Origin of the sequence: Colwellia sp. BRX10-1 (genome assembly GCF_014077545.1) — a bacterium.
GTDB lineage: Bacteria > Pseudomonadota > Gammaproteobacteria > Enterobacterales > Alteromonadaceae > Colwellia_A.
Genome location: NZ_JACGWC010000005.1, coordinates 38,501 through 59,402, shown reverse-complemented (window position 1 = coordinate 59,402; position 20,902 = coordinate 38,501). Strand labels below are relative to the sequence as shown.

16 protein-coding genes and 1 pseudogene are annotated in these 20,902 nt (G+C 37.3%); 5 read left to right on the top strand and 12 right to left on the bottom strand.

Going from position 1 to position 20,902, the window contains the following annotated elements; translation table 11 throughout:
- Positions 1–324: 324 nt before the first annotated feature.
- Positions 325–1,260, top strand: a pseudogene (locus H4J75_RS06515) (transposase).
- Here the strand turns inward: H4J75_RS06515 and H4J75_RS06510 are convergent.
- From H4J75_RS06510 to H4J75_RS06470, 9 genes are all read right to left on the bottom strand, one after another.
- On the bottom strand, positions 1,253–1,582 hold the full coding sequence (locus H4J75_RS06510) for an SAF domain-containing protein (RefSeq protein ID WP_182216386.1): 330 nt from the start codon (positions 1,580–1,582) through the stop codon (positions 1,253–1,255). The pseudogene H4J75_RS06515 and the gene H4J75_RS06510 overlap by 8 nt on opposite strands.
- Before the next feature lie 69 nt (positions 1,583–1,651).
- A complete protein-coding gene (locus tag H4J75_RS06505; protein WP_182216384.1) occupies positions 1,652–2,041 on the bottom strand; it encodes a hypothetical protein in 390 nt (129 codons plus the stop codon).
- Positions 2,042–2,731: 690 nt separating this feature from the next.
- Positions 2,732–3,493, bottom strand: coding sequence for an SAF domain-containing protein (locus H4J75_RS06500; protein WP_182221671.1), 762 nt, complete (start codon positions 3,491–3,493; stop codon positions 2,732–2,734).
- A 73-nt stretch (positions 3,494–3,566) separates the two neighbouring features.
- On the bottom strand, positions 3,567–3,953 hold the full coding sequence (locus H4J75_RS06495; protein WP_182216380.1) for a hypothetical protein: 387 nt from the start codon (positions 3,951–3,953) through the stop codon (positions 3,567–3,569).
- Positions 3,954–4,538: 585 nt separating this feature from the next.
- Entirely contained in the window at positions 4,539–5,408 is an 870-nt protein-coding gene (locus H4J75_RS06490) for a M48 family metallopeptidase (protein ID WP_182216379.1), read from the bottom strand.
- A complete protein-coding gene (locus tag H4J75_RS06485; RefSeq protein WP_182221670.1) occupies positions 5,405–7,372 on the bottom strand; it encodes a pilus assembly protein N-terminal domain-containing protein in 1,968 nt (655 codons plus the stop codon). The genes H4J75_RS06490 and H4J75_RS06485 overlap by 4 nt, the downstream gene beginning before the upstream one ends.
- Before the next feature lie 240 nt (positions 7,373–7,612).
- On the bottom strand, positions 7,613–10,435 hold the full coding sequence (locus tag H4J75_RS20385) for a PAS domain-containing protein (protein ID WP_182221669.1): 2,823 nt from the start codon (positions 10,433–10,435) through the stop codon (positions 7,613–7,615).
- Between the two features lie 14 nt (positions 10,436–10,449).
- A complete protein-coding gene (locus H4J75_RS06475) occupies positions 10,450–11,049 on the bottom strand; it encodes a cysteine hydrolase family protein (protein ID WP_182221668.1) in 600 nt (199 codons plus the stop codon).
- Positions 11,050–11,052: 3 nt separating this feature from the next.
- Positions 11,053–12,060: a response regulator gene (locus H4J75_RS06470; RefSeq protein ID WP_182216373.1), complete on the bottom strand. Its 1,008-nt coding sequence runs from the start codon at positions 12,058–12,060 to the stop codon at positions 11,053–11,055.
- Between the two features lie 680 nt (positions 12,061–12,740).
- Here H4J75_RS06470 and H4J75_RS06465 point away from each other — a divergent pair.
- The 3 genes from H4J75_RS06465 (at position 12,741) to H4J75_RS06455 (ending at position 16,578) form a co-directional block, all read left to right on the top strand.
- Entirely contained in the window at positions 12,741–12,989 is a 249-nt protein-coding gene (locus H4J75_RS06465; protein ID WP_182216371.1) for a hypothetical protein, read from the top strand.
- Positions 12,990–13,482: 493 nt separating this feature from the next.
- Complete coding sequence (gene fdhD / locus H4J75_RS06460; protein WP_182221667.1) at positions 13,483–14,274, top strand: formate dehydrogenase accessory sulfurtransferase FdhD; 792 nt, start codon at positions 13,483–13,485, stop codon at positions 14,272–14,274.
- A 12-nt stretch (positions 14,275–14,286) separates the two neighbouring features.
- A complete protein-coding gene (locus H4J75_RS06455; RefSeq protein WP_182221666.1) occupies positions 14,287–16,578 on the top strand; it encodes an FdhF/YdeP family oxidoreductase in 2,292 nt (763 codons plus the stop codon).
- Positions 16,579–16,953: 375 nt separating this feature from the next.
- Here H4J75_RS06455 and H4J75_RS06450 read toward each other — a convergent pair whose 3' ends face one another.
- From H4J75_RS06450 to H4J75_RS20485, 3 genes are all read right to left on the bottom strand, one after another.
- A complete protein-coding gene (locus tag H4J75_RS06450) occupies positions 16,954–18,420 on the bottom strand; it encodes a hypothetical protein (RefSeq protein WP_182221665.1) in 1,467 nt (488 codons plus the stop codon).
- Positions 18,421–18,580: 160 nt separating this feature from the next.
- Positions 18,581–18,853, bottom strand: a complete 273-nt coding sequence (locus tag H4J75_RS06445; protein WP_182221664.1) for a hypothetical protein — start codon at positions 18,851–18,853, stop codon at positions 18,581–18,583.
- 29 nt (positions 18,854–18,882) lie between these two features.
- Complete coding sequence (locus H4J75_RS20485; RefSeq protein ID WP_182221725.1) at positions 18,883–19,266, bottom strand: Arm DNA-binding domain-containing protein; 384 nt, start codon at positions 19,264–19,266, stop codon at positions 18,883–18,885.
- Between the two features lie 146 nt (positions 19,267–19,412).
- Between H4J75_RS20485 and sbcB the strand changes: the two genes are divergently transcribed.
- A complete protein-coding gene (gene sbcB / locus H4J75_RS06435) occupies positions 19,413–20,891 on the top strand; it encodes an exodeoxyribonuclease I (protein ID WP_182221663.1) in 1,479 nt (492 codons plus the stop codon).
- Positions 20,892–20,902 lie beyond the last annotated feature (11 nt).

Below are 20,902 nucleotides of genomic sequence, written 5' to 3'. Positions count from 1 at the left end.
TTGATTCTAAACCGACAGCTTTGTTTAAAATGGAGATGTATCGCTTGTTTCGTAATAGAAACGAGAAGAAAACTAACTTTTTATTGTGGAAGTAACTTAGAAAACGGAGTTGCAGGGTCTATATGTGGCGCATTGTATAGCTAAAATTTAGTAGTTATCAAAAAATAAATTAACAGTTAAGCAATAATTATCATTTTGTTAGCAATATTTTATGGCAATAAAAAGTTAATAAATACTAGTGTTTGAACCAACCAACGACCCTGTAGCAAAATCTGTGTAACTGCCTATCATTAGTACCCCAAAAGGGGTTAGGATTGGCAGACTATGAATAAGAAAGAACTAGGGCATTTGCTAAGCAAGCAGCCAAGATAACCGTTGAAGCCTTTTTAAACGCAGAGATTGAAGAGCATCTTGGTTATGCACTTCATGAGAAAATCAACACAAAAATAGCCGCAACGGCTACTATTCGAAGCCCATTCGCACTGAAGACGGCCAAGTAGAACTTGAAACACCACGTGATAAAGAAGGTAGTTTCGAGCCTTTATTGGTTAAAAAGAATCAAACGCGATTTACGTCGATGAACGATAAAATCTTGTATCTTTATGCCAAAGGTATGACGACGAGAGAAATCGTTAAAATGTTCAAAGAAATGTATGGCGCAGATATTTCACCCACGTTATATCTCTTGTCACTAATGCCGTAATAGAACAAGTCACTGAGTGGCAAGATCAACCTCTAAATTCAGTCTACCCTATTGTTTATCTTGACTGTTTAGTGGTTAAAATCAGACAAGATAAACAGGTTATCAATAAAGAGGTTTACCTGGCCTTAGGTGTTAACATTAAAGGTAAAAAGAGTTATTAGGTATCTATTGATGGTCTTAAAGGCTTTGCTGAAGCGATTAATACCGTATTTCCTCCGGCACAAGTTCAGCTCTGTATTGTTCATATGGTAAGAAATTCGATGAAGTATCCACCCTGGGGGAATTACAAAGCAATAACGGGTGATGTAAAGCGAATATTTCAATCAGTGACAGAAGAAGAGGTATTACTTGAACTCGATAACTTCTGCGTACGCTGGGATGATAAATACCCTCAAGACATTCGCAAACGATTTCCCTCTGATGACTCAGCGAAAAAAGTAGTTAATCTTGCAATAGATGCGGCATCCAAGAAATGGACAATGTCAATAAGAAACGGGAAATCGGCCTTGAATCGATTTATGATTGAATTCGAAGACCGTTTAAAGGACTTTATTTAAAACTGGAAGTTACACAAAATCTGTTACAGGATACAGCCAACTCATGCCAATAAATTGTACTGCTTGCCTCTTTATTCACCACTAACATTTTACCAACGAGTGCATCAGGGTTCTGAACTGAACCATAGATATTATTAGTAGAAACTCTAGTTTTAACTAGCAAATCTGACGTAATCAATTGACCTGCTGAGATATTTACTTTAGTTACCCAAGCTGAAACTGTGAACAAATGATTTAATGGTAGTAAAAAATATGCTATGGATATTAAAGTAACGAATGCGAATACGCTCCAGGCAAAAGGTGTATTTAATTTGTATTTCATACATCACCTCATTCATTAATTTAAAGATAAAAGAGCCAGTCAGGTGACTGACCCTACTATTTAAGTATTTTAGTTTATCAAACTACCAACATTGGCAGCAGAATTAGCACCACTACTAGCGCTACTACTAATAGAACTGGCTGTTTCAGAAAAATCACTCGCGATAAATTCAAATTTCACTCCATCACCAGCGTTAGTGTCTATGGCATCGATAAATCCTGAACCACTGATTTCAGCAGTACCTTCACCGTTTTTCATACCGTCATAGGCATAACTTTGATCAAGTGAACCAATCGCTTCAGCGACATCTTCCATTTCAGCAGTTACAGAATCACGCATTGTTGTTAACCCTACGGTTAAACCAATAACGATAGTCGTAGACAACAACAATAATTCTGACGTCATCACAAAACCGCCTTGCTTTTTCTTCATGTTCTTTTTATTGATATTAGCTTTCATAGTGTTTACCTCTGGTAGTGTTAAAAAGATATCGGCTCATCATTTGTTATTAATTTAATGAGCCTATTAAGGTTATTGCCATTGCTGTGCCAAATATAAAAAAAAACAATAAAATCACACAAAAAACATAAAAAACCAATAAAAAACAGTGTAGTAAGTTGGAAGTAACAAAAACATTTAGTCATGCATATTTACGAAGATTACCGCAATAAGTAATTTGATTTGCAAAATACAAATCAAATTATAACGAGTTACCTCTATCAAAAATGATTTATAAATTTCACTTATGGTAATGCTGTAGATCCAGATAAGAAGTTTCGATGGGTCAATAAGTACCTGTTAGGGATGTGCAAATAGCCTTTTTGGTTCCAAACAAAACCTAAGTACTCACTTCCCTGTGACCACAGGTTTTTAGTTCCAAACAAAACCTAAGTACTCACTTCCATGTGAGCACAGGTTTTTGGTTCCAAACAAAGCCTAAGTACTCACTTCCCTGTGAGCACAGGTTTTTGGTTCCAAACAAAACCTAAGTACTCACTTCCCTGTGAGCAATAATTTATGAAATGGGTATAACGATTAAATATAAAAAGGTGTACTAGTATTAAAAAAAAATCCGATTCAATCAATGTAAGACTAAACCGGAAAATTACTCAGGAGAGAGTAGAAATATTATTGTTACTACAAGTTTTGTTAATTAATAACCTGCACTCTTGTGCGGTGCACACCTGCTACCATTTCAACATTACGAAAACGTTGTTTAGGATCAATACTATATTGAGTGCCTTTTGCCATATCATGTGCACTGTGGAAAATCATCGCTACAGCGTCGCTTGCTCTAATACTGGTTAAGGGATACACATCCGATGGTCTTACGGCAACAACCAACGACAAACCGGGTTGATTACCTGCTTGTTTACCTTTAGGCATCAACATATTTTTCAGACCACTATTATCAGCCTTTCGGGCTGCAGGATGGTTGATACCAATGAGCTGCACATCTCGTGCAACCGTACGTACACCATTTCGAGCTCTTACAACCACATCAAAACGATCACCATCACTTAACTGTTCGTAAGGCATACCTTTTTGAATATGCTCTAGGGTGTATAACACCCGACCTGGTGGAATAGCATGAGATAAAGATTTTTTTTCTTTGACCTTTAAGTCACTCGGGGAAATTGTACTACCCGCACTCTTATTAACTTTTAATGTTTGGCCCATCAATCGACGGGGGTTTTGAATCGTCCCTACAAGGTTATCCAGATCAATACGTACTTGTTTAAGCAGTCCTGAAGTGATCACTTGACCTGACTGTAGATTGCTACTTACTATCCACGCCGGCTCAGTTGTCAGCTTGTCAAATTGACGCAGTCCTAGCACTGAAGCTAGCATACCCGATGCCGCAAAAAGGATCATGGCACCTGTAGCACTACCGGTTAATTTAGCTTTCATATGTCACCTCATTAATCAGATTAGAAAAACGAGGACAGGAGCGAAATACTTATCCTGCCCTTTGAGCCACGGATTAATTCAAGCTACCAACATTGTTAGCAGAAGCCGCGGCGGTGCTTGCAGTGCCACTTATATCATTAGCTGATTCAGAAAAGTCAGTATTTATAAATTCGAACTTCTGACCGTCACCAGCGTTAGCATCTACTGCATCGATGAAACCTGAACCACTGATCTCAGCAGTACCCTCACCATTTTTCATACCATCAAAAGCGTAGCTCTGGTCGAGTGAACCAATAGCTTCTGCAACATCTTCCATTTCAGCTGTTACTGCATCACGCATAGTACTTAAACCAACCACAAGACCAATGACTATCGTAGTAGATAACAACAACAACTCTGAAGTCATTACAAATCCGCCTTGCTTCTTTTTACTCGGTGTATTGTTTTTAATCGCTTTCATAGTGTTTACCTCTAAGGTTATAAAATTAGTCGTTTATAAGCCCAATTAATTTGAGCTTACATAGACTATTGCGATTGCTGTGCCAGCTTGTAAATAAATGTAAAAATCAAATGACAACACCCTGATAACTCCTTGTTAAACAACATGTTGAGTAAAAGTCACATTCATACTATTTAAGTTTACAATACCAAGAGGATCACTATCTAAAGCTAAAGTGACAAATTGATTAGCAATTTGCAAAGCAAATTTAATGAATAAATACCATGAAGTTTTGATCTTGATGTATGAAGAAAAAATAAATCAAGATTATGAGCTAGAATGATCTCTCACGATTTACGGTGATTGAGCCTTTAGTTCCAGACAGAACTTAAGTACTCACATTCACGCGTGCAGCATTGGTTGGCTGGTCTATCTTAACCAGTTCACATGAGAAAAATTTTATGAAATTAGTATGAATAACTTGAAATTTATCGACAATTACTGTGATGACTGTGCGCTAAAAAATAAAAAACCCAAGCGCTTAATAAACGGTTTGGGCTTATTTAATAAGTGGTAGTATTAGGGGGTTACCACCAATTTCAAATGCTAAGCTGGATTAACATAACAACCAATATGTTCTCTTAGTAACAGTATTTTTGCACTCATCATCTGGTTATCTGGCTGTTCTCTTAGTACACCGGTATACTCCTTACAAGCTTTATACCACTGCTGCTGCGCTTCATAAATTATGCCTCTGTGGTAATTAATACGCCAATCACTTTCCATAAAGCGTTCGGCTGATGTTATAGCTTGTAATGCTTTAGTATATTTTCCTTCAAGATAATAGTATGCCGCTTGAAGTTCATAAAGGTGCGGATTATAGGGTGTTACACTCAACTGTCGTTTGACTATTGTTCTGGCTAAAGTCAAGTTCCCTTCTTCCATTGCTATTCTACTGCGCAAAATAGCCGCTTCAGGAAATGCACCACGCTTAGACAAAATCAAATCTAATAACTGCTGGCTTGTATTAGTGTTACCAATTTCAAATTCCACTAATGCACTAGTCATCATAATTCGCTTATGATTTGGATATTTCAGATACAAGGCGTTCAATTCAGATGCAAATCGAAAACAATCAACTATCGGTTTACTATTATCATGACAGTTAAGATTAATCATTAACGCTTTAACATCGATTAAATTATGATCTTTCGCTTTTTTACAATTAGAGTTGCTTGCGAGGTTATTCAAACACATTTCTTCGCGGTTAAATGATGTCATTCGACACTTTATTAATTGTTGCGTTCGAGTTTGACACTTAGGCTTAGGTACTTTTATTTTTACATACCTAGTTAAAAGCTCATCTAACTGCTCATTGGGCGCATAAACTTGGTTACTTGTACTCTTGTTCGCACAGCCAGTGATAAATAAACCACTGAATATCATACAAATTGAAAATAATTTTTTAATATTCATTTTACTGTCTCCTTTTCTGAGGCATTGAATGCCTGGTTGACATTAAAAACCGATTTTTGTAGTAGAAACTCAGTTGAAGGGAACTGCCATAAGTTGACTTCATGCTTCATCTCACGAACGATGGTAGGTGTAACAATGATAAATAGCTCACGTTCTGTATCTGAATCGGAAGTTGACTCTGCTAATTTTCCAAGTACCGGCACGCGACTCGCACCAGGTATAAAGTCTCGATTATTGTTAATGTCACGACTGACCAGCCCTCCAATAACCATAGGTTGTCCATCACGCAAACGTGTTGATGTGCTAATACTTCTAACATTAAACGCTGAGGTATTTAATCCGCTACCTGTACTACTCGAAATTTCCTGAGTTAGAAGCGTATCAGGTGTAGAAATTGTCGGGTTTAAGTCCAAAGTAATACGGTCATGTTCGTCGACCATAGCGCGAACCTGTAACTGAACGCCGAATGATTTAAATGTTGTCCCACTAAAAACACCAGAAGTATTCGCCCCAACTTCATCACCACTTACAATGCCACTTGGTGCAAATGCAGTTGGTACAGGCACTTCACCACCTGCTGAAAATACAGCTGATTCACCAGCTAATACAGTTAAAGTAGGACGAGATAAGGTTTTAGATATTCCTTCCTCTTCTAACATTGAAAACAATAAATCAAAGGCAAAATCTTTACCTGCTACTTGCAAATTATTTACTAGCCCGCCACCTAACACCTGCAAGGCATTATTAACTTTTGTCGATGATGATTCATTAGGGCTAGCTCCTGCTAAGCCAAAATTACCACTCGTTTTATCATAGCCCTTACTAAGTACTGAAAAATCTGGACGCCACTGTTTCAAGCGACGATGGTTAACTTCGTACATTTGAACCGAGACGCGAATTAGCGGTAAATCTCGTACTTCAATCACCGATAATAATTTACCTCCAGCAATGGACAATAATTTCGCGCGGCCAATATTTGAAGCAAGGTTATTATCTGAACTTCCGCTGGATCCAGACGAACCACTAATACCAAGTCCTGCCGGGCCAGCTGAGCTTTTCTTGCTATTACTCGTAAACAGCCCGCCTGACTCGTTCGCTAGAATCGTAATAATGGCTTCTTTAGATTTTTTACTTTCTTCTCCGGTCACGAGTCTAGATGCAACAGTAAGTACTCTAACTAATTCAACTTGGTTATCTACATAACCTTTTAGTAATAAAGTGTCTTGATTAGCATTAGGAACATCTCCATGCTGAACACGTGTTACAGTGACAGACTCGCCCCCCACTAAGTTAATATTATTTTTCACCCGAGTAACAATATCTTCAGGTAATATTTCAACCTTGATTAAGTTTATAATAGCGGCTGATTTAGTCTTTCTTTTTAGCGTATGCTGAACATCTTTGTCCTGCATACGCAAATTATTAACCAATGATGCAATTGCCGATGACTGCAGCAAAACATTATCATTGTCTCCTTGACCTGCTTCGAAATAGTTACGGGCCGCCGCTTCAGCTGCTATTCGGTATTTAATAGTAGGTACTTTTCCACGTAACACTAGCGCATTACGATCAGGAGCTAGTGTCAACGAGATGTTAGGATGAATATCTTTAATGGCGTGATGTAATACACTTAAATCTGAAGTAACAGTAAATAGAAAAGTTTCTGATGTATTATCAGTATACCAAACCATAACACTAGTTCGGCCCACTTTTTTGGCCAATGCTAAAGCTTCATTTTTACTCAGTACTTCTACTTGTAAAGTTTCTTCTTGCCCAACAGCAATTCGCTCAAGCGGTTTATTGAAGACTAATCGACTGTGTGTCCACTGCACTAGTTCCCTAGTTTCTTTGGACTTTTTACTGTCTGCGGTCTCTACAAATTTCAGGCCATCAGCTGCACATACCGTTGAGAATAAAGCTAATAACCAAATATAATTAATCAAAACTAATTTAAAAAATTTCATAATGCTCTCCTGTTACATTCGTCCGCAGCTACATACTTATGGTGTTTGTTGATACGGCGGTTACTAGCTATATCGCAACATTTAGACCAAGTTGGAGATTAGTTTAAGGATTTAGATTTAATTATTATAAAACAGTAGGTTATAAATTATATTTAAAATTTATTATCAGAAAGGAATTTATCTACATGGAAAATGAAATTGAACATTCTTATATTGAATTGCGTTTTGCAAATATGTAGATTATAAGAGGCATTTTGCAACAAGTGTGCGCATTTTTAACAATCGTTGAACTTTAGTTTCATTATTTTTTTGCTTTTTATGTTCAGGTAAGTATTTAATTAACAAGCGATGTAATTCTTTGCGAATAACAGGTTTAGGCAAGAAATCATTCATACCAGCTTTCATATAACGCTCTTTGTCACCATAGACTGCGTCAGCAGTCACCGCAATAATAGGTACATGCTTAAAGTGCTCATCGCTTGAGCGTATATGAGTAGTCGTGGTTAGACCGTCCATTACCGGCATTTGGATATCCATGAGCACTAAATCAATTTCAGAATTTTTCAACATGCGTAACGCTTCAACGCCTTGGTTAGCGATTAGCACCTGACATCCGCAAGATATTAAAAATTGTTCTATAATAATTTGATTTTGTTGGTTATCTTCCACAACTAAAATAGTCGCATTACCAAAATTAATATCACTCTTATTAACGCTGAGTGCGTCATATAACTTGATACTAGCCTTCCCTAACATCTCATGCAACTGCTCCAAAATCCTACTAATGTGAGAAACTTTGATCGGGCCATTAACCAATAATTCATTTTTACTGTGCCAATGAGTGAATTTACCACTGCCCAGCAGATCCAATATTATCAAACAAGGTGTGGAGCCATCGCTGAAGTAAGGCTTTAAATACTTTCTACAACTATCGCTTTGAGCCGGCTCAGTCACTACCAAAAAGTCAGCTAACCCAATAGAAGGATCAGGTAATTCTGAGGTGGACCTAAACACTTTATATGTTACTTTGTAACGTTTGAATATCTGCTTAATTGCATCGTTTAGATTATTATCATTCCCAATTAACCAAACAATATTGTTGCGGTTATCTGGTAGTAAAGGTAATTGATTTTGTGGAACAGAAATATCAATCTCAATTGGAATTTCAATACAAAAAGTACTACCTTTATCTAATTTAGAATTGACTCTAATTGTTCCTCCTGCAGCTTCACAAATTTGATGACAGATGGCCAAACCTAAACCACTACCGCCAAATTGACGAGTGGTAGACACGTCAGATTGCATAAAAGGTTCAAATAACTGAGACATTTTTTCTTCAGCAATGCCAATACCCGTATCAATAACCTTGATTGAAAGAACACCTTGGTTATTTTCTGTGGGTTTGTATGCTACATGAATGTTAATTTCTCCAATACTCGTAAACTTAATAGCATTGGCCAGAAGATTAATTAAAATTTGGCGAAGTCTAACATTATCACCTATGACGTTCATTGGTACATTAGCATCAATACACAAAATCAGTTTCAGCTTTTTCTTAACCGCGCTGTCAGACAAAATATCAATAGCTTCATCTATACAAATACCTAAGTCGAATTTTCGATGCTCAAGTGTGACCGCATTAGCTTCAAAACGTGAATAGGTTAACACGTCGTCAAGAATACTTAATAATGCACTTCCACTCGATTGGATCATATCAGCAAAGCGTTGTTGCTCTTGATTAAGCCCAGTATCTTGTAATATTTCACTTGAGCCAATCATGGCATTTAGTGGGGTGCGAATTTCATGGCTTATATTAGCCAGAAAACGACTTTTTGCAACAGCAAGGGTTTCAGCATGCTGCTTGGCCTCTTTTAATGCATATGCTGCTGCTACACGCTCATCAACATCAACAAGCGTAGCGGCAATAGCAATTAAGGCACCATTTTGATCAACAATTGGCGTCATACTCATTTCTGCCCAAGTATGGGAACCGCCAGCACATCTCATCTGTAATTCTAATCTGCATGTGTTGTGCACGCCATTGGCAAATTGGTTCAAAGCCTTAATAACAATTGGTTGGTTAACACCACTAACAAATTCAGTGATCTCTTTACCCATACATTGACTTTCAGGCAACTTGATTAAATCACTCCATGCATGATTCATAAAAGCAATGCGTCCGTCTGGTTGAAGGCGCAGAACAACTTCACTAATATTATCGACTACTAATCGATAACTGTTTTCAGCAGCAGATGCCAACTGTTCAGCTTTTACTCGTTGGGTAATATCAGATTGGACCGCAATATAGTGGCTAACTTGACCATTTTTACTTTTTACTGGTGATGCATCCATTGCGATCCAATAAGGCTCACCATCGCGATTATAATTGATAATTTCGACGTTAAAATTCTCCTTATTTTTAATGGCTTCAGACATAACTGTAACAACGTTCTGATCAGTCATTGGCCCTTGTAGTAACTTTCCTGGTCGCTGGCCTTTAATTTCCTCAAAAGAGTACCCAGATAGTTTTTCAAAGCTGCGATTAACCCATTCAACTTCACCACATTCATTTGTTATAATCACCAAGTTGTTGGTGTGACTTGCAACCAAAGATAATTTTCGTGCTTCTTCTTTAAAGCGTAAGCGGATTTCCATATCTTTATGAGCTTGAATATCGAACAAAGATCCTATAAACCCCTCTTCAGCGTTTCTAACCATACGCATTTCAAACCATCGGTATTCACCAGATTTATCTCTAAGTAAAACCTCAACTCGCTTAGGATCACTTTTTTCACATACTGTTTCAGCCATGTTATTACAGAAAGATTCTTTACTTTTTTCATGCAAGTAAGTTGGTAAAGCACAACCCAATAATTCGTTATCGGTATACCCTAATTGCCTATTCCAGGCTGAGTTTAAATAGGTCAGCGTAAAGTTATTATCGCATTCAAATATACATTCATCTAACAACGACAGTAATTTAGCGTGAGCTTGCTGGCTTTTTGATAGCTTCTCAATTAGGGCATATTGGATTTGTACTTGGAGCTCTTTGCTGTTATCCACGCTGACATCCTATGCTATTTAGTTGAAGCTAATTGTGACCAGTGACAAACATTGGCATATAAAGGAAAAACTTCGGTGCAATAAAAGTTCTGTTCAAAAGGTGTTCGACTAGAGGTACAATCATCCAGAACTGTTACGTTAAAGCCCAAATCTATTGCGGAACGCGCAGTGGAATCGATACAGATGGAAGTAACTGTGCCTGCAAACACGATATCGGTAATACCTTTATCATGAAGTAACTTCGCTAAATCTGTATTAGAAAATGCATTCAATCCTCGCTTACCTGGAATTATAGTAACAAAATCATCAAATTTAGACAGTTGAGGAATAACTTCTGCTCCAAACGTATTTTCTTTGAAGGCTCCAACATCTTTGATGACTTTAAGAATACCTATAGGATTTGCTAGCTCATTGTAGTCAGCGGTAAAATGAATGGGCGTGTTGACCACCATCCCAAAATCACGCCCATACTCACTAAGTAACGTAAGCGTATTTTCAAGTACTCCCGTCACTCTTGATGATTCTTCAATCACACTATATAAAATACCTTGTGGTGAAAAATAATCATTTTGATAACCTATCAAAACTAGTGCGGTATGGGATAAATTATTCATCTTTTAAACTCCAATAGTTTCATTTACTTGTGCAAGTTGAATTTTACGATATTGTTGTAAAAAATTTTCTAACACTAACTTTGTAATAGGCTTTTCAATATGATGAGTAATACCTTTTCTATATAACTCAGCAACAGAATCTCTGTCGGTGATCCCTGTCAGCGAAATTTTCGGCGTATTAGCATTTACGCCATTACCATCACGTAACTGGCTTGCAACATCACTACCAAGTAAACCGGGCATCCGTTCATCTAAAAATATAAGGTCAAATGGCTGTTTGCTGGTCAACTCCAACGCTTCAATACCATCATCTGCACCAGTAAGAATACAACCTAGATGTTCTAGCATGATTATTGTCGTCATTTTACTGGGTTGACTATCGTCTGCAACAAAAACTCTAAGTTTACGTAAATGCTTAATGTCACCCAAAAGGTTATGTAAATCACTATCAAAAAATGGCCAATATAGTGAAATCTCGTCCGTACGCTCACGCTCCTGCAATTGTTGCATAGTACGCAATACAATCGTTGAATGACTATTTGTTTTAGTTAAGTTAGCATAAACGTCAGACGTAGCTCGACAATCTTTAATTTCGATATGGCAAGGTGAATCAGCTGTTTCATTTGATGATTGCGCTATACATTCAATATTAAGGCCTTGTTCAAACGAACGAAAACAATGTTGTAATGATCTGTCGTCTGATTGAATACGGACTTTAATTGGCTCACCAATCAGCTCTGGCAGGCTTTCTTCTAGTTTAGGTTTACCAGAAATTATAGTGCTAAAATATTTTTCACTTTGGTCATCACAGTAAAAATCAAAGTGCATGTGATCATCAACAACACTGAATTTTATAGTGACACCATATTCGACACTATCTATAGCCTGTTGAATGTCTTCTGCAAGCTGTTTTGTCAGTTTATTTGCATCAAGGTCAACCATAGCTCGACTAAAACTGGTTTGGTTTAGCAATCGACAACAAACGGGTCGCCCCATTTGAGCTATCAACATAGCTCCTACACATTGAACCAATTCTAATATATCAATTCTTGAATTTTCCAAAATGATGTTCACCTTTAATGAAAAAACGATATTATCCTTAATCAAAGCAATTAACGTTCCATTATAAAGCCTATTATTTAACGTTTAAAATCAATAATTAAAAATTATTGATTTTAGATATAATCATAAAAGTCAATTTGAGTTGCAAATTGCAAATCAGAATAAAAACCAAATTGCTAAAAGTAATATATTAAATTACCCATACTAAGTTTTCCAAATAGTGTAAAAACAACTTCAAAAAATCCATCAATTTTTTGTTCTAGAGAAAATAAGCCGCTCGTTTAAGCAAAATATAAGTATTGAGATTTAATTCACAGTTATTAGCTCCTCCAGTATCTTTGTCGACTGTATAAATATCGATTAACATCAAACACACAGACTCTAACTATTAGCTATACTTTATGAAAAAAGCTAATAATCAGTCACACAATACTTTAATAAAATACATATTTGACAAATATTTACTCGATAATAAAAGAAAAAAGTATATAAGTGACGCCTGTCAAAGCTATCAAGAATTATTAACACTTCACCTTAATAATTCTTGATATATTATCTGGCATAAATAATGCTTTGTAATATTCACAGCCCATAGCTAACAAAGAATATCAATTCAGGGGTGAATTACTATGATTAATATTAGAAAGCAGGCAGGTTTTGCAGTTACCGCTGAAATGGTATTTTTGGCAACAATTATATTTATTGGTTCAATCATTGGATTAGTTGTGATCCGTGATGCTCTTGTTCAAGAGCTACTAGATGTGGCTGAAGCAATAGAAATAAGCGAGCAATATGCCTTTGATGGTATTAAAAAACCTGTTGAAGAAAGTCAAAGCACAGTAGTCATTGTTAATCCAGAATTGGAAGGTATCCAATAGTCGTGTTTGGCACTAAGCACATTAAAAATAAAATGACAGTGTAAAGTATATTATCAAATCATTTTGGATATAAAAAACTGAAAACCCTATATAACTTGGAGCTTTCAGTTTTCATTGGTTCTTATTGAACCTGTATTTGGTGCAGATAGAGAGACTCAAATTCTACCCCCCTAATGCCCCCAAAGATGGACGTCAAAAAAATTATAAAATTTTATATCAACTACTTAATTAGATCACTAAAGTAACTCTCCCATACATTTAAGTACGATTGGGTACATTAAAATACAAAGAATTTACTGTTGAATATGGTATTGAAATTGATGATGATGTCTGGAGAGAAATTAATACTATAGATTTTAGTGTAATGGTTGAAAGCACTGAGCGTTCGAGAAAATATGCTTGAGGTAATTAAAAACCTTACTGGTCCTATTATATAATAGAATGGTTTTGTCGATAGTATGGCAAAACGCCACTCTTTTAAGATAAAAACACTTTGGAGAATGTTATTATAGAGCATCTTAGCTGCACTAAACAAATTGCTGAACTTCCTCAGAAAGAGTTGCACCAAGCGCAGCTTAACGAGGCAGCTATTGCAATTAGTATTAATGGCATTAGCCAAGCGGTAATGATGGCATCTCCTGAGCATTTAAAAGACTTTGCACTTGGTTTTAGTTTAAGCGAAGGCTTAATTCATTCGGTTAACGAAGTTTTAGATATCATTGTTCATTCACATATCTCTGGATGGCAAGTTGATATTCTGGTTTTAGCACGAGTTCAGCATCGATTGAAGCAACGACGCAGAACGATGGCTGGGCCAAGTGGCTGTGGCCTTTGTGGTCTAGACTCTATTGAAGCTGCTATGTCATTAAATCAGCCTCATCAAAAAGAGGTAAAATCGTTTCAATTACCCTCTGAGAAAATTATTATTCAAGCAAGAGATGCCTTACCTAGTATTTTAAAAAAATCGGGGAGTATCCGAGGAAATCATTGCGCTGCATTTTTTGATTTATCTGCTAAAATGATCGCCTTTCGAGAGGATGTGGGTCGTCATTCAGCGTTAGATAAATTGCTAGGTTGTTTGTCGCATAAAAAATTACTGACTCATGATGGTTTTGCTTTGATAACAAGCCGCTGCAGTCATGATTTAATTGCCAAGGCTGCTCGCTTATCTCTGACAACGTTAGTCACGCTAGCACAGCCGACTGACTTAGCTGTTAATTCAGCTCGCAAATCTCAAATAGCCTTATTTTGCTTCCAACATGGGCAACTAAAACGTTACGCCTAATAAAGGATTTATATGTCTAAGTCATCAAAAAACAATCCTGCCTATTCTTCACCTGCTGGTGGTTGGGGAGCACTAAGAAGCTCAGCTAAACACTTAATTCAAAGTGAAAATGCCGCGAAAAGCGTTAAAGCATTACTCAAAGCAAATCAACCAGGTGGTTTTGATTGTCCTGGTTGTGCATGGGGTGATTCTACCACTGCCGGGAAAGTAGACTTCTGTGAAAATGGCGTTAAAGCCATTGCATGGGAAGCCACCAGTAAACGTGTTGATAGCAATTTTTTCAAACAGTATTCAATAACAGAATTACAACAATGGGATGATCATTCACTGGAGAAAAGTGGCCGTTTAACCCAACCAATGTATTACGATGGAATAAGTGATCACTACCAGCCAATTGATTGGCAAGAAGCTTTTAAAATCATTGGCACTAGCCTGCAGCAACTTTCCTCCCCCAATGAAGCATTATTGTATACCTCTGGTCGAGCGAGTAATGAAGTGGCCTACTTATATCAGTTATTTGGTCGAGTATTAGGCACAAATAACTTTCCTGACTGCTCTAATATGTGTCATGAAGCCTCTGGCATAGGCATGACAAATAGTCTAGGTACAGGTAAAGGTACGGTGACTATGGACGACTTTTCTAAAGCTGACGCCATTTTTGTCTTCGGCCAAAACCCAGGCACTAATCATCCTCGTATGTTGGGAACCTTGCGTGAGGCAAGTAAACGCGGAGCTAAAATTGTCTCCGTTAACAATTTAAAAGAACGTGGATTGCAAAAGTTTTCAGACCCACAAAGCCCAAAAGAAATGATCTTCTTAACGGGGACTACCATCAGTCAATATTATTTCACCCCTCGCTTAGGCGGAGACATGGCGTTATTACGTGGCGTCGCTAAATGTTTATTTGAAAGATTTGAGCATGATAAATCAGTACTCGATATCGAGTTTATCAATAAACATTGTCATGGTTTTGAAGCATATCAACAAAGTGTTGCGGCAAGCGAATGGGACAAAATTCTTGACCAATGTTGTTTGACTCGAGAAAATATTGAACAGATAGCAACAATCTATGCCAGTAGTAATAAGGTTATTTTCACTTGGGCGATGGGTATTACCCAACACCGCCACTCTGTCGCTACAGTACGAGAGTTAGTGAACGTACTAATGCTCAGGGGTAATATTGGCAAAGCAGGGGCTGGCGCATGTCCGGTACGCGGTCATTCAAATGTGCAAGGTAATCGTACTATGGGGATCAATGAAAATCCGTCAATGGACTTTCTTGATGCACTAGAGAATCGTTACTCTTTTAATGTTCCTCGTGATAATGGTTTTAATACCGTTGAGTCTATTCATGCCATGCTTGAGGGTAAAGCTAAGGTATTTATTGCCTTGGGCGGCAATTTTTCTGCGGCAACACCTGATACCACGCGTACTCACATGGCCTTAAAAAAGTGTGACTTAACCGTACAAATCAGTACTAAATTAAATCGAAGCCATGTGATAACAGGTAAACGTGCGCTAATTCTCCCGTGTTTGGGCCGTACAGAAATAGATCGTCAATCTAGCGGCGAACAATGTATTACGGTAGAAGACTCAATGAGTATGGTACACAGTTCAACGGGTCAAAATGAACCAGCAGCTAACACTCTTCGTTCAGAAACAGCCATTGTTGCTGCAATAGCCATGGCATCAGTAGGCGATAAAATAGTCGACTGGAATACGCTGGCCGGTAATTACGGGTTAATTCGTGAAGAAATAAGTGCTGTTATACCCGGTTTTGATGACTATAACTCCCGAATAAAAGCAGGTAGAGGTTTCCACCTAGAAAATTCAGCAGCACAACGTCATTGGCGTACTCCAATAAAAAAAGCCATTTTTAGTGATGCTAGATTACCAGACCAATTAGTACATGAGCGTGCACAGTTAATGACTAAAAAGCCGGTACTAACGCTGCAAACACTGCGTTCACACGATCAATACAACACCACTATTTATGGAATGGATGATCGTTACCGTGGTGTATATGGTGAACGTAATATCATCTTTATGAGTGCAAAAGATATAGATAAACAGGCATTAAAAAATGGAGATCATGTCAAAATAACAACGGTATCAAACGATGGCATAAAACGTTCGCTCTCTAATTTTAAAATTGTTGAATACCTTATCCCCCCAGGCTGTGTGGCTGCCTATTATCCAGAAACAAATCCCTTAGTGCCGTTAGAAAGTATCGCTGACGAATGCGGTACCCCAACATATAAATCAATACCAATATCTATTGAAAAAATGGATAACCAACAATAGGTCTTAGCTAGATATATCGGTTACCTATCAAGAACGATAAAATATGCTTCTTGATTAGTAACCGACAGAGTTAAATTTATATCGCTGAATTAAAACTTCGAGGCGCGACTGGTGTGGCCTAATAACAAACCTTTAAGTGATGTACTTTACTTCGTACCTCACTCAATGACATGCTAGGGTAATATCTAATGTTAAGCGAATATACTTATTATTAAATTTATATCGATATTGCTAAACAACTTTACCTTTTTAGATACCCTATGTAGTGGCGTAATATTTAGAAAGCCATTGAGCATTGAGGTATATCATCAGCCAAAAATAAAAATACCAGCATGAAGCTGGTATTTAATTAAAGCCACCTAAATAAAAAAGCGATTAAGGACAGTCTCCCCAGTTAACACCGTCAACACTACATTCATAAACAGTTGTGCCGTCCTCTTGCTTCGTTTCTTTACGCCACTTTCCTTCATCATTTTTATGTATCACTACATTACCTGTTGCCTTGCTTTTACGCCAGTAACTAACATCAACTGCAACTTCATCATCAAATCGATAAGGCATTGCATCAAAAGCAGTAAAGAAATCTGCTGGCACTAGATCTGCAACCTTCTCTTTAACATTTACCCAATTAGATAAAGTTTGAAAGTCAGCATTCATGTCTCTGAAATAGAACTCTGCACCATACTCATAATCAGTTTCAGAGTAACGTAAGTTAAAGTTACGCTCATAAGGGTTTTCTAAACTGGTATTTATACACTCTTCAAGTGTTGGGAAAGTGACTGTGGGTATTGAATTCCCAAGCTCATAGTGAATTCCCTCTTTTTCAAAGCTAACACGCTCAATATTGCCACAGCGATATGTTTGGTCTGCATTGATATATACATCTTCTCGAATACTTAGCCAACCTTTGAGTGACTGGTCGCCCCAGCTAATTCCCACCTCATGAAATTTAGCTAAAACAACATCAACTTTTTTTAATGACCCTGTATCTTTAAGCTTCACAAACTCAATAAAGTCTTCAGTGCCCATATAAATAATTTCATCGCGATACCAAGCATCAGTAAAGTTGTACTCTTCATCTTTATCTTTGTCTTGATAGATAACAACTCGAATTTCGGCAGCAGTTGGATATTCTTTTTCCAAGGCTTTTTTATGTTTATAAGCAGCTTTTAAGCCCGTAACAATAGACTGAGCTTTGCCATAAGCGGCGCTGTCATTATTCGCAATAAAATCTGAATAAATTTGATCAGCCGATAAATTGTAATGAGCAATCAGATTTAGTATTACATCTTCAATTTCTTGCTTAAGCTCAAGACGTAAATCAGTATCAGCTTTAAGTTCATCACAAGTTAAGTTTCCCTTGCCACTCCCTTTCAATTGACGTCGTAATTGCCCCCAAATAACAGACGTTAATGGCGATATATTACGAATATCATCATCTGATAAAGGCTCTATAGATGGGGGAAAAGACATTTGATATGCCTCAGTAACCTCGCCTAAATCTTCATCTATAGCACCAACAGGCACATCGACATACATGGTAGAGTAAGGTACACAAGAAGCTTGTTCTTCAGTGAATTCAAAACTGTAATTACCTGATTCAGTTGAAACTACTGACGGCTCAGTTTGCTTATCAAACTTACTATCACCATCTAAATCCAACCAAACCGTAGCACCTGACACGTACCCATCAATAACTTTACCCGTAAGAGAAATCGTATTAACTACTATAGGGTCAGGTTTATCAGGTGCAGGTGCAGCATCAGAACCACCACCGCCACAACCAGCAAGGGTAGCCGTCATGGCTAAAGAAATAACAAATTTACTTTTTTTAAAAAACATACAAATTTATCCTTTTTTGTATTTAAAAATTAATGCCATACGATTACAAATCGTATAATAGGAATAAGTGAGCAACTCGGGCATTTATAGTAGTTATTTTGTAACTACCTACAAAATAACTGATTAATTACATTTCAGCTAGTCTATTTCTTTTTATCATTTAATAATAAGTAGATGCTCCCGCCTCAGTAAGGCGAACTTCACTTTTAAATAAAGCTAAAATTTCTGATCTTATTTTATTAGGGGTTTCATCAAAAACGTTCTCAGCTTTAGGTTTTTTAGTTATTTTATGTGGAGCAGCCTGCATAATCTCAACCCACTTATTCTTTTTGTAACCAAATTCATCACCATTATTTAACTCATCACCTTCTAATTGCAATTCAACATCATGGTTGGTAATAGCTGAATGATTTTCAGTAATCCTATTAAACAACTAAAACCTTTCTGGAATGGTTACTTCTTCTACTGGAAATTTAAAAGCATTTTCACCATGAAGAACAAGTGTCGACTGATAATTTCCCTGTAAGACGTCTCTAAAGTTTTTACGTGCTTTTCCATAAACCAATCAATACATTCATCTAACGTTTCGTTTCGAGTTGCTTTAGAGCGTTTTGTTTGAACAGCTGGGTTAAGACCATCATTTAACAATTGTCGTAACTCTGGTATCTTCTCACACGCTTTTTTCAATGAAATATCAGGATAACGTCCCGATGCAATGCGAGATGGTTTATCATGGTAACTATATTGAAAAGTAATGGTACAGAACTCCGAAACACGTACACTTAAACTATCACGGTCAGCTATATCGAAACGTTTGGATTGTTTTTTATTTAATAAAGATTTAATTTTGAATCACTTAGTGCCATTTTTATTACCTTATAATTTTTATCATGGGTACACAAATGGGACACTTTTATTTATAACGGTAGAAAACACGATGATATCCAATGTTACACAACAACACATACAACAGAGTTAAATAGTTGATTTATATGAACAACAAAGAACGTAACGTTACACAGAGTGACACTATGAACCAGCCTACGATTCTCTGGCACGATTATGAAACTTTCGGTATATCACCGAAGTTTGATAAACCGTCTCAGTTCGCCGGTATACGAACCGATCATGATTTAAACATTATTGGCAAACCAGAAATGTTTTATTGTCGGCCGCCACAAGATTATCTTCCGCAGCCGGAAGCTTGTTTAGTTACGGGTATTACTCCGCAGAAAGCTCAGCAAGAGGGTTTATCTGAGGCTGAGTTCGCTGAACGTATTCATACGTTATTTACCCAACCTGATACCTGCGTTGCTGGCTATAACAGTATTCGTTTTGATGATGAATTTACCCGTTACCTGCTTTATCGTAATTTTTACGACCCTTATGCACGGGAATGGCAAAATGGTAATTCTCGTTGGGATATTATTGATATGGTACGAGCTTGTTATGCCCTTCGCCCAGAAGGCATAAACTGGCCAACCGTTGAGCGAGATGGCGAACAAGTGGTTAGTTTTCGTCTTGAGTTATTAACTAAAGCCAATGACATTGCTCATGAAGCCGCGCATGATGCGATGAGTGATGTTTATGCCACTATTGCGATGGCAAAGTTGATTAAAGAAAAACAGCCTAAGCTTTATGATTTTATTTTTAATCTGAGAAATAAAAAGCAGGTTGCTGAATTAATTGACGTTTATAATATGACGCCGATTGTGCATACCTCAAGTAAAATTTCATCGGAGCACGGCTGTACCAGCTGGTTCGCCCCTTTTGCTTATCATCCGGTTAATAAAAATGCCATTATCGCTGTAGACTTAGCGTTAGATCCACAGCCATTATTTGATTTAAGTAGCGATGAAATCAAAGCGCGATTGTATACTCGACACGATGAATTAGCCGATGACGAATTACCCATTCCCATAAAACTTATTCATCTCAACAAGTGCCCTATTGTTGCGCCAGCAAAAACATTATTGCCTGAAAATGCCGAACGTTTGAAGATCCCTCGCGAACTTTGTTTAGCAAATTTGGCTAAGTTAAAACAGCATTTAGAAGTAAGAGATAAATTAGCGGAAGTATTTGCTGCCGAAGACTATAGCGACCAAGCAAAGCCAGACGCTGAGCACTCTCTGTATGGTGGTAATTTCTTTTCGCACGGTGACAAAGCACAAATGGATATTCTACGTGAGCTTTCACCTGAACAATTAGCGACTCACCCGTTTATTTTTCAAGATGAACGATTAATGCCTTTATTATTTTTATATCGAGCCAGAAATTATCCATTAACTTTAAGCAGTGCTGAACAACAAAAGTGGCAGCAGCGTTGCCAAGACAAAATTCAGTTTGGTGGCAAAGGCTTATTAAGTGCTGATGAGTTTATGATCACGTTAGAAAATTTAGCGCATGAACATGAGAGCGATGCAGGAAAAATGAAGGTGCTTAAAGCGCTTTATCAATACTTACAGTCTTAAGGCTAATAATA

Bases quoted from the DNA above. Each gene is read 5' to 3' on its own strand.
- H4J75_RS06490 (WP_182216379.1), bottom strand. From the start codon at position 5,408: ATGAATATTAAAAAATTATTTTCAATTTGTATGATATTCAGTGGTTTA.
- H4J75_RS06500 (WP_182221671.1), bottom strand. From the start codon at position 3,493: ATGAAAGCTAAATTAACCGGTAGTGCTACAGGTGCCATGATCCTTTTT.
- H4J75_RS06475 (WP_182221668.1), bottom strand. From the start codon at position 11,049: ATGAATAATTTATCCCATACCGCACTAGTTTTGATAGGTTATCAAAAT.
- H4J75_RS06455 (WP_182221666.1), top strand. From the start codon at position 14,287: ATGTCTAAGTCATCAAAAAACAATCCTGCCTATTCTTCACCTGCTGGT.
- H4J75_RS06505 (WP_182216384.1), bottom strand. From the start codon at position 2,041: ATGAAAGCTAATATCAATAAAAAGAACATGAAGAAAAAGCAAGGCGGT.
- H4J75_RS06495 (WP_182216380.1), bottom strand. From the start codon at position 3,953: ATGAAAGCGATTAAAAACAATACACCGAGTAAAAAGAAGCAAGGCGGA.
- H4J75_RS06510 (WP_182216386.1), bottom strand. From the start codon at position 1,582: ATGAAATACAAATTAAATACACCTTTTGCCTGGAGCGTATTCGCATTC.
- H4J75_RS06485 (WP_182221670.1), bottom strand. From the start codon at position 7,372: ATGAAATTTTTTAAATTAGTTTTGATTAATTATATTTGGTTATTAGCT.
- sbcB (WP_182221663.1), top strand. From the start codon at position 19,413: ATGAACAACAAAGAACGTAACGTTACACAGAGTGACACTATGAACCAG.
- H4J75_RS06470 (WP_182216373.1), bottom strand. From the start codon at position 12,060: ATGTTGATAGCTCAAATGGGGCGACCCGTTTGTTGTCGATTGCTAAAC.
- H4J75_RS06465 (WP_182216371.1), top strand. From the start codon at position 12,741: ATGATTAATATTAGAAAGCAGGCAGGTTTTGCAGTTACCGCTGAAATG.
- H4J75_RS06450 (WP_182221665.1), bottom strand. From the start codon at position 18,420: ATGTTTTTTAAAAAAAGTAAATTTGTTATTTCTTTAGCCATGACGGCT.